Raw genomic sequence first — 9,891 nt, forward strand, 5'->3', positions numbered from 1 at the left:
AACCGCAGAGGGCGCAGAGAACGCAGAGGGAGAGAATACAGAGAGGAATAATTCGGATGCTACCGGATTTGATATCAAGGGGAAACGGCGCACAGAAGTCTTCTTCCTTCTGCCTTCTGCTATAGTTTTTGGCGCGAACTTAGGTGAGCTTCAATTTCCGATCGCGATCGCCATACAGGGCGCAATTCCTTGCGAGCAAAAAGCTGCAACTGATCGCCTGCGTGGGGCGAGCCAGGTTGAGTGGCGTTGCCGTAACTGTTTAGCGCCATCGCTTTCACCGGATTGGAGAACTCGATCGCAGCGACAAAAGAATCGCCTGCAACCGCTTGAAAGCGATCGTCCTTCCCAGGAGCGAACCAGACTGAGCGAAATACACCCAAAGCACCGTCAGCTCCATTTGCCGGCAGATTCGCCACCCCAGGCAATCGGAAGACTTCCCCCCATGCCACATCTAACGCGCCATAAGTCGCCTCAACTTTGGTTGCTGTCGCGGACAGCACCCGCACCGCCTCCGCAGGATTTGCCAACCCGTCTGGCGTCGTTAGCGGCGCATCTTCGCTCCAAGGTTTGGCGAATAACTCATCAGCATCCATCGCTTTTTTCCAAAAGGCAAACAGCACCGCACCGCGACTGTCAGCATCGACTTTGCGATCCCAAGTGGCGAGAACTTCCGCAGCGCGGCGCGCTTTTTCACTGCCTTGCCGTGCGGCGGGAATTAAATCATCGAGGAGGCGATCGGCGAGTTCTACCTGAGTGGAATGTTTGTATTGCATCAATTCATCGAAAGAGATTTTTGCATCTTCTAACAGCATTTTTGCCGATCGCTGCGATCGCAAGTCCATCGGGCCGCGCGGTGCCATGTAGGCGGGATATTTATCCGGTGCGATCGCGCTGGGAAAAGTCGTCGTCCAAGGAGGATCGTTAGTATTTTGCAACCAACCGCTGGGCGGATCGACAACGCGCGGCAAATCCGCATAGGGATGATTTTTGCTCCACAAAGTCTCTGAGGTATTGCCTGGAATCCTGCCTGACCAGTATTTAAAATCTCCTTTTTTGCGTATGGGGACTTGACCGTTAAACAAGTGCATGATATGCCCCTCACGATCGGCATACATGACGGTAAACATGGGAATTTCCAAGCGCTTTAAAGCGGCTTCAAATTCAGAAAAATTCTTTGATCGTGCCATATCCCACCACTGCTGAAGGGCTCCTGGTTTATCGAGTCCGACAACGCGCAGGGCGATCGCTTTGCCCTGCTTTTCTGTGATAATCGGCCCGTGAACAGAACGCCGCACGACTAGAGATTCCGATCGCAAATTTCCATTCTTTTCTTTGACTTTTAAAACCTTCTCTTCTCTGTCAAATTTTCGGACTTCGCCATCGAAGCGATAGCCATCGTTAGCGAGGGGCAATTCGTAGGCATCCCAGCCATCGTGAGTGTTGACAGTATGAGTCCACCCCAAGTTGTCATTAAAGGCGATCGTTAATACAGGAAATCCGACGAGAGTCGCTCCGTAAGCGTTAATTTCTGGGGCAACCAGTTGCGCTTCGTACCATAAATATAAATCCGACCAAGGAAGGTGAGGATTTGCCAATAGCATGGCATTGCCGCTTTCAGAACGCGAAGGAGCGATCGCCCAACCATTAGAGCCTTTGGGGGTATCATTTTCGGCGAGATTTTCAACGCTATCTGGCTCGACTATAAAAGTAAAATTGATGACACGTTGCGCGTGTGCCAATACATCTACCGGTTTGAGGGGCAATGCTACTTTTAATTCTTCGGTGAGCGCCTCTGGGTGTTCTTTTGCATAGGCATTCATTCCCCCAACAAAAGCATCGAGATAGTTGCGAAAAATGGGAGTTTGTGATTCATACCACGCCTTTGCACGATTAGGAATTCCCATAGTTTGCACCCAGCGATCGGATTCCAGATAATCTTCACCCCAAAATTCCGCAGCTTGTCCGCGAGCTTGCCCGTAAAGACGCAAAATCAGATTACCGTGACTTTGCATCTGCGCCCACCCAAAAGCGTAGAAAAGGCTTTTAGTATTCTCTCCGTAAATATGTGGAATTCCATAGGTATCCCAAAGAATTTGAGTGCCTGTTTGAGGCGAGGATTGAACCCCATTATTTAGAAGCAAAACTAAAATAAAACTCATTAATAACGAAACAATCCGTCGGTCTTGTTTTTTTAGTTGTAGAAACACTGGAAATTAATTGGCTAGGGTGGTTTAAACTGAGAAATTGCAGCCTTTTAAACAAGCTGCATGAACAAAACGCCGAGGATTTAAACCCCTTTTATGGAGAACAAGGGAAAAATTTATACCAAATCCGTTGCCCCAAAATGTAATCTATCTACGTCTATCTGAGTCGATATGCAGTTAAAAAAATAACTTTTCTTCGAGCTATCCAGAAAATCCTAAAAAAGACCCTGTGTAAATCGGATGTGAAATTAAAAACCCTCCGCTAGCTCACCAACTTGAAAAGCGCTATAAAACGCCGCTGTGCCTACTGTAAAGCGCCTTATGTTATTGGTGAGGAGGGGGGGTAAACAAGTAGGGCGAGATAGGTTATAAGGTTATTTTTTAATTTGACCTTGTTGCCAATTTCCTTCTACTTTCGTTCCATCTGCATAAATGTAGGAACCTTGCCCGTGTTTCTGGCCGTTGAGGAATTCACCTTGATAGCGATCGCCATTGGCGTAAATGCAGGTACCTTTGCCGTTGAACTGACCATCGCTAAATTCGCCTTCGCAGCGATCGCCATTCTTAAAAACGTAAACTCCTTTCCCGCTCATCTTACCCTTGACAAAAGTGCCTTTATAGCTATCTCCATTGGCGAACTCGCGGACACCTTCACCACTAAATTCTCCATTGTCAAACGGCCCTTGATAACGTCCTCCTTCTTTAAAAGTAAACAACCCCTGACCTTGAGTGTTGCCCTTGACAAACTCTCCTTCATAGCGGTTGCCATTCGGATATTCGCGAACCCCTTTACCGTGAAATTGCCCTTCACTAAATTGCCCCTCATAACGGCCTCCGACCGCAAAGGTATAAATTCCCTGTCCGTGAGGCAAGTTATTCAGCAACTCTCCTTCGTAGCGGTTCTTATTAGCATATTGACAGACGCCTTTGCCGTTAACTTTTCCTTCTTTAATATCTCCTTCGCATCGAGTGCCATTACTGAACGTAAAAGCCCCACGACCGCTGGGAGAACCACTCGTAAAAGAGCCTTCGTAACGAATGCCGTTAGTCGAGGTAAAAGTGCCTGTACCGTCGAACTCACCGTTTTTAAAAGTACCTTCGTAGCGGTTGCCGTTAGCAAATTCGCGGACACCTTTACCGTTGAATTCACCCAAGGCAAATTCTCCTTGATATTTACCTTCTTCTTTAAAGGTATAAATTCCTTGACCGTGAGGTTGGCCGTTGAGAAAAGAGCCTTCGTAGCGATCGCCGTTGGCATATTGACACATGCCGGGGCCGCTGAGTTTTCCCTCACTCAATTCTCCCTCGCAACGTCCGCCATCGGGTAAAGTAATTACTCCTGCCATTGCGCTGTGAGGGTTGGCAAACAACAAAGCCATTCCCAAGTTGGTACCAAGTAATAGAGTGAGTCCAACTCGCTGAAGTTTACTTAATATTGCTGACGACATTCCCACATTCATAATTCACAAAAAATTCAACTTTTAACTTTGCTATTCCTTGGACGGTGCTATAGAATTCCCAGCCAAATTGCTATAGTCTCAATAAAATCCCTAGTCAGTGAGCCGGAAGATAATGACTATTCTTTCCCCTTGAATGCCACTCTCTGATGGGGCATATTTCCTTTCTTGTACTTGTTTCATCGCTGCGCGATTCAAGTCGTTGTATTTGCTAGGAGTCAATATCTTGATGTTGGATGTCTTACCGTTGGGGTCAATGTCACAAATGAGTTCCACTTGGCCTTGGCGCCCTTCTTCTCTGGCTGCGATCGGATATTCAGGTTTACCGCAGCCACTAATGCAAGTGGCCAGAGGCGCGCCGGCAGGGCGCGAAGGACTCCCCCCTCTTCCTGGATTTGTCGGTTTTGGCATTGGCCCGGAACCGCTGCCAAATGGCTGTGACGAACCCCCGCCGCCATTTCCACCTCCACCGGGTGATGAGTTCGATGCACTTCCTGCAGGGCTACCAGAGGAGGGGAGGTTTCCTAAATCTCCGATCGCACTTCCCGAATTTCCGCCACCTCCTGGCCTGGTGGCCGTGACTGGGGAGCCAGCCGCAGGCGATCGGGGCGATCGCCCCGAACCAGCCGCAAATGGCTCATCAGAAGGTATGTTGCCATTTTCGCGGGCACCGGATGGTGAGTTCGACGCACTTCCTCCGGGGCTATCAGGGGAGGAGGGGTTTGTGAGATCCCCGATCGCATTTCCAGAGTTACTACCGCCTCCTGGCCTAGTAGCTGTGACTGGCGGGCCAGCCGCGGGCGATCGCTGTAGGGGCCCGGAAGAAGGATTTAATGGCTCTGAGGAAGGTTCCCCGCTACCCGCCGAAGCAGGCGGCTGGTTTTCAGGGCTGTCTGAGGAGTTGAGATTTCCAGCATCTTTTGTAAAGTCTGGGAGACTCGCAGCACCCTTGGGGCGGGAGTCGCTAACGGGTGGTTCGCTTTTTGGAGGATCGGGCGAGGGGGTTTCGGGTTCCTGAGCGATCGGGGTTTGAGGAGTTTTTGGGGAATTGAAATCCTCTTGAGGTGCGGGGGAAGGCTCGATAGGAGTTGGTGGTGGCGTTGCCGCTACTGGCTGCTCCTCTGGAATCGGCGGTGGCGTTACCTCAACAGGTGGCTCCTCTGGAATCGGCGGTGGCGTTGCCGCTACTGGCTGCTCCTCTGGAATCGGCGGTGGCGTTACCGCTACCGGTGGCTCCTCTGGAATCGGCGGTGGCGTTACCGCTACCGGTGGCTCCTCTGGAATCGGCGGTGGCGTTGCCGCTACTGGTGGCTCCTCTGGAATCGGCGGTGGCGTTACCGCTACCGGTGGCTCCTCTGCGGGAGTTGGCTCTGGTGGCGGTTCTGGTTTCAACGTCTCAGGCGGGGGAGATACTTTTTCTGGAATAGTCTGCTCTGGCTGGGTTTCCTCTACTTTTGGCTCATCAAGCACAACAATTTCAATTGCATCCTCTTCAAATTCAGCAGGTTTGACGAACTTGAGGCTCAACGGCAGCGCGACACCGTGCAGTAAGGTTGAGGCTAACAGACTGATCGCCAGAACTTTTTTGAGAGCTTCTTCTTGTTGTTGTCTTTGCGTCGCCGAAATATTTGAAAAACTCATGCCTTCTCACTCTCCTTTATGGATGGCAACATCCTCGCTGGCTCCCCGACATCACCCGAAACAAGCTACCAACTGCGGGTTGAGCTTGCTATCACTGATGAACCTACCCATCCTATAAGAAGACTGTCACCCTGTTCAAGACTCTTGCAATTAATTTTCATTATTTAATTTTGAGATAGGGGCTAGAGGCTACCAATCAGCATTTTCTTTGGGGGCGTCTACTTGGCTCTTATGGGCGGTGTCAATGTTCTGATTCTGGCAGGGCCAGGTTCCACAACGCCTTAAATGCAATACTCTAGCCCCTAATCTACCAACAAAATTCCACATTCTCAAGCTTTTCATAAAAATCAATTAATTAGTAAAACTTATTTTTTTTTGCTATCAGTTCGATAATTATTATCTAAAAGTGTGGCGCATGACTTGACAAACCCTGAACTTTGTGGAAACCTAGTTGAGAATCTTTTAAATTATTGAAGATTATTGTCAAGTCCTAACGCAAATATTTAGCAAAGAAGCACTGGCAGAACAATCTGTCGCGATCTCGATCGGGATCGCAGTAGGAGCATTTTGGGTACAGACGAAGATAGTCACATACAGGTAGTGCGATCGCCCTTGAGTGAAACAATTCGCAGCCTGAATCACTTGTGCCGACTTGACGCAGAAACTCTACCAACCTTCGATCGGGCTAATTACAGCATTAGGCAGCTTGCGATCACTCAACCGAGCTAGCGAGAGTACAAATCAATGGATGCTTTCATTTACATTTTTCGCGCCGCAGGCATTGTTGCTTGGCCGCTATTTGCCTCCTCAATCGCAGCAGTCGCGCTGATCATAGAGCGTCTTGCCTTTTGGTTTAGGGTAAATCGGCGGCAGCGGCGAGTCGTGCGAGAAGTGCTACAGCTTTACAGTCAAAACCCCGATTCCGCCATCAAAAAGTTACAAGTAAACAGCGATTTGCCCCTAGCCCGGATTTTTTTAGAAGCTTTAGAATTAGACTCCCCCAACATCGAAGAATTTCGTTTGGCCTTAGAGAGTGGTGCTCAGGCAGAAATCCCCATCCTGAAGCGATTCAATACAATATTTGACACCATTATCAGCCTTTCCCCACTATTTGGGTTGCTCGGAACAGTTTTGGGGTTAATTACCACCTTTAGTTCTCTCAAACTGGGGAATGCCACGGGCACCAATGCCGCAGGCGTTACTTCTGGGATTAGCGAAGCCCTCGTTTCTACGGCAATAGGGTTAGTTGTGGCAATCTTTACACTCTTATTTGCCAATATGTTTCGCGGGTTTTACTTACAGCAGATAGCTTTTATTCAGGAAGCTGGAGGCCAGCTAGAGTTAATGTACCGTCACCGCTACGAAAAACTACCAAGAGAATCTAATTATGCGCCTACCCGATGAACCTGAGACTATTGCCCAGATTAACATCGTGCCAATGATTGATGTGGTCTTCGCCATATTAACGTTTTTAATTGTTTCCTCTCTGTCTTTATCCAAATCCGAGGGTCTACCCGTAAATTTACCGAAAGCATCAACCTCTCAAGTTCAGGACTCGCCTGCTAAAATTACCGTCACCATTGATGCTAATGGAAAATTAATGGTTGATAAAAAGTTAGTCAACTTAGACCAGATTGAGAGTACAGTGCGACAGGTAATGGGGTCAAATCAGAACTCCTTAATTGTGTTGAATGCAGATAAAAGCGTCAATCACGGAAATGTTGTGGAAGTTATGGATCGATTACGCCGAATTAAGGGAGCTAAGTTAGGGATTGCTACCGCAAAGTAGAGAGTTCCTATAATTACTAATTTGTAATTCCCTCACACCCTTAAACATGAATTACCCCGTGAAAATTTACTAAAAAAGCCTGTAAGCCTGATTAAAAGGTAGTCCTGAATAGTCTGTATGATTCAGGACTTTATTTGATAAAGCAGTTAAAAATTAAAGTCCTTACTGCCAACAAACAGCAAGGACTTTAATTATTTATTCCTGAGTTTTAAGGATGAAAATCCTTACTACACACGTTAAATACTGGCCATCACTTCACGCGCTGCAGCCAAAGTTCGATCGATATCTTCCTCAGTATGAGCCAAAGAAGTAAATCCCGCCTCAAACTGCGAAGGAGCCAGATAAATTCCGTGCTCCAACATTCCCCGGTGAAAGCGGCTGAACTTTGTCAAATCCGACTTCTTCGCATCCTCATAATTGTGAACCGGGCCAGCCGCAAAAAACAAGCCAAACATCCCGCTAATTTGCCCGCCCCAAGCCGCGTGCCCGGTTTCCTTAGCAATTTTTAGCAATCCGTCAGACAGTTTTTTAGTAATCTTATCCAACTGTTCGTAAGTGCCGGGTTTTTGCAGCAATTCCAAAGTCTTAATCCCAGCAGTCATCGCCAAAGGATTTCCCGAAAGCGTACCCGCTTGATACATCGGGCCAGCAGGAGCCACCATCCCCATAATATCCCGCCTTCCCCCGTAAGCTCCCACCGGCAAACCGCCACCGATAACTTTACCCAAAGTAGTCAAATCCGGGGTGACACCGAATCTTTCCTGAGCTCCACCGTAGGCGATGCGGAAACCAGTCATTACTTCATCAAAAACCAACAAAGCACCGTTATCTTTAGTAATTTCCCGCAAACCTTCGAGAAAACCTGCATCCGGGGTAATAAAACCGGCATTCCCCACCACTGGTTCGAGAATTACGCCTGCTATCTCGCCGGGATTTTCGGCAAATAAAGCTTTGACTGCTTCTAAATCATTGTAGGGAGCGTTGAGGGTATTGGCAGTAGTGGATTTCGGGACGCCCGGAGAGTCGGGAAGGCCCAGAGTTGCGACACCGGAACCGGCTTTTACCAAGAACATATCGGCGTGCCCGTGATAGCAACCTTCAAATTTAATCAGTTTATCGCGTCCGGTGAAAGCTCGCATCAGGCGCAAAACGGCCATACAGGCTTCGGTGCCGGAGTTGACAAATCGCACCATTTCAATGCTGGGAACGGCATCGATGACCATTTCGGCGAGTACGTTTTCCAACAGCGATGGTGCGCCGAAACTCGTACCTTTTTCTAAAGATTCGTGCAAGGCTTTGATGACTTCCGGGTGGGCGTGGCCACAGATGGCGGGGCCCCAAGTGCCTACATAGTCAATGTATTGGTTTTCGTCAACATCCCAAATGTAGGCTCCTTTTACCCTGTCAAAGACGATGGGCTGTCCGCCCACGGATTTGAAGGCGCGGACGGGGGAACTGACGCCACCTGGCATCAACTTCTGGGCTGCAGCGAAAATTTCTTCTGATTTGGTAGTTTTCAAGGTTGTGGAAACCAATGTTTTCTCCTTAGTGAACGTCTGTTGTTGGTAGAATAATTTTATAGCCAGTTCAACATAAAGGTTAGGTCGATTCAAGGAAACTATTCTAGTAGATTTTAGGGTACAAACCAATCAGTAGCAATACTAGCTTGGGTTTTTTAGGCTTTGTCGCACTAGCACCGAGCGCCCTAAAATGTAATTTTTTGTAAAATAGTTCTTGACAATTTAGCCATCCCTTGCTCAATCTTCTCTCTTCCTCTGCGTCCTCTGCGTTCTCTGCGGTTAATAAAAAAACAATCTCCGACAGGAAAGCGTTAATCTATATTACCAAGTTGAAATAAAATTATGTCTACTACTGATTTATCGAGTTTGAGCCGATCGATCCCAATTGAAAAGATTCGTTACGACGATCGCGGTTTAGTGCCTGCGATCGTCCAAGATTATTTGGACGGTACAGTGTTAATGATGGCCTGGATGAATCGGGAGTCCCTGCAAAAAACGCTCTCTACCGGGCAAACTTGGTTTTGGAGTCGATCGCGCGCCCAATTGTGGCCCAAAGGCGCGACTTCGGGACACATTCAAAATGTCAAAGGGCTGCGTTACGACTGCGATAGCGATGCTTTGCTAGTCACTGTCGAACAAGTCGGAGATATTGCTTGTCACACGGGAGAAAGAAGTTGTTTTCACCAAGTTGATGGGGAAATTCAACCGCCGCCAGGGGATATGTTATCTCAATTATTTGCGGTAATTTGCGATCGGCGAGACAATCCTAACGAAAGTTCTTATACTTGCAAATTGTTCGAGGGCGGCGACAACAAGATTCTCAAGAAAATTGGCGAAGAGTCGGCGGAAGTTGTGATGGCTTGCAAAGATGACGATAAAGAGGGGATTGCTGGGGAAGTTGCGGATTTATTTTATCACGCTTTGGTTGCTTTGGCTCACCATCAAGTTGATTTGAGAGAAGTTTACCGCAAATTGGGCGATCGACGAAAATAAATTAGTTATTGGTTATTGGGCATTGGGCATTGGGCATTGGGCATTGGGCATTGGGCATTGGTATAGCCATCCTAAATCATTTGTAAATTTCTTACTCCCTCCCCTTACTAAGGGGAGGGTTGGGGTGGGGTAAAAAATTTACGACTCATGTAGGATTGCTATAGCAGCAACAAATGACTAATGACTAATAACTAATGACTGCTGACTAATCAGGGTAAACGCATCTAAATTAAGTTGACAGAAAATCATATTTGTGCATGATTTGTTTTTTATAAAACAATTCTTAA

The 9,891-nt window shown here is 47.7% G+C and carries 8 protein-coding genes; 4 read left to right on the top strand and 4 right to left on the bottom strand.

The window, feature by feature from the left end; translation table 11 throughout:
- Nucleotides 1-119 precede the first annotated feature (119 nt).
- The 3 genes from QT984_RS29225 to QT984_RS29235 all read right to left on the bottom strand — a co-directional run bounded on the left by QT984_RS29225 (nucleotide 120) and on the right by QT984_RS29235 (nucleotide 5,302).
- Nucleotides 120-2,207, bottom strand: coding sequence for an acylase (locus QT984_RS29225; protein WP_333375534.1), 2,088 nt, complete (start codon nucleotides 2,205-2,207; stop codon nucleotides 120-122).
- Between the two features lie 371 nt (nucleotides 2,208-2,578).
- Nucleotides 2,579-3,664 carry a hypothetical protein gene (locus tag QT984_RS29230; RefSeq protein ID WP_333209350.1) on the bottom strand — a complete coding sequence of 362 codons (1,086 nt, stop codon included), beginning with the start codon at nucleotides 3,662-3,664 and terminating at the stop codon, nucleotides 2,579-2,581.
- Between the two features lie 90 nt (nucleotides 3,665-3,754).
- Nucleotides 3,755-5,302, bottom strand: a complete 1,548-nt coding sequence (locus QT984_RS29235; protein WP_333375537.1) for a TonB family protein — start codon at nucleotides 5,300-5,302, stop codon at nucleotides 3,755-3,757.
- Nucleotides 5,303-5,869: 567 nt separating this feature from the next.
- On the opposite strand from QT984_RS29235, the gene QT984_RS29240 reads away from it, so the two are divergent.
- Genes QT984_RS29240 through QT984_RS29250 form a run of 3 tightly spaced genes read left to right on the top strand, consistent with a single transcriptional unit; the run spans nucleotide 5,870 to nucleotide 7,091 of the window.
- Entirely contained in the window at nucleotides 5,870-6,031 is a 162-nt protein-coding gene (locus tag QT984_RS29240) for a hypothetical protein (protein ID WP_333058278.1), read from the top strand.
- Nucleotides 6,032-6,046: 15 nt separating this feature from the next.
- Nucleotides 6,047-6,706, top strand: a complete 660-nt coding sequence (locus tag QT984_RS29245; protein WP_333058279.1) for a MotA/TolQ/ExbB proton channel family protein — start codon at nucleotides 6,047-6,049, stop codon at nucleotides 6,704-6,706.
- On the top strand, nucleotides 6,690-7,091 hold the full coding sequence (locus QT984_RS29250; protein WP_333058280.1) for a biopolymer transporter ExbD: 402 nt from the start codon (nucleotides 6,690-6,692) through the stop codon (nucleotides 7,089-7,091). Before QT984_RS29245 ends, QT984_RS29250 begins: the two co-directional genes overlap by 17 nt.
- A gap of 236 nt (nucleotides 7,092-7,327) precedes the next feature.
- On the opposite strand, the gene hemL is transcribed toward QT984_RS29250, so the two are convergent.
- A complete protein-coding gene (gene hemL, locus QT984_RS29255; RefSeq protein WP_333058281.1) occupies nucleotides 7,328-8,626 on the bottom strand; it encodes a glutamate-1-semialdehyde 2,1-aminomutase in 1,299 nt (432 codons plus the stop codon).
- Between the two features lie 327 nt (nucleotides 8,627-8,953).
- On the opposite strand from hemL, the gene hisIE reads away from it, so the two are divergent.
- Entirely contained in the window at nucleotides 8,954-9,604 is a 651-nt protein-coding gene (gene hisIE, locus QT984_RS29260) for a bifunctional phosphoribosyl-AMP cyclohydrolase/phosphoribosyl-ATP diphosphatase HisIE (RefSeq protein WP_333058282.1), read from the top strand.
- Nucleotides 9,605-9,891 lie beyond the last annotated feature (287 nt).

This window comes from Microcoleus sp. Z1_B2 (assembly GCF_036700325.1).
Taxonomy (GTDB): domain Bacteria; phylum Cyanobacteriota; class Cyanobacteriia; order Cyanobacteriales; family Microcoleaceae; genus Microcoleus.

Bases quoted from the DNA above. Each gene is read 5' to 3' on its own strand.
- hisIE (WP_333058282.1), top strand. From the start codon at position 8,954: ATGTCTACTACTGATTTATCGAGTTTGAGCCGATCGATCCCAATTGAA.
- QT984_RS29235 (WP_333375537.1), bottom strand. From the start codon at position 5,302: ATGAGTTTTTCAAATATTTCGGCGACGCAAAGACAACAACAAGAAGAA.
- QT984_RS29245 (WP_333058279.1), top strand. From the start codon at position 6,047: ATGGATGCTTTCATTTACATTTTTCGCGCCGCAGGCATTGTTGCTTGG.
- QT984_RS29230 (WP_333209350.1), bottom strand. From the start codon at position 3,664: ATGAATGTGGGAATGTCGTCAGCAATATTAAGTAAACTTCAGCGAGTT.
- QT984_RS29250 (WP_333058280.1), top strand. From the start codon at position 6,690: ATGCGCCTACCCGATGAACCTGAGACTATTGCCCAGATTAACATCGTG.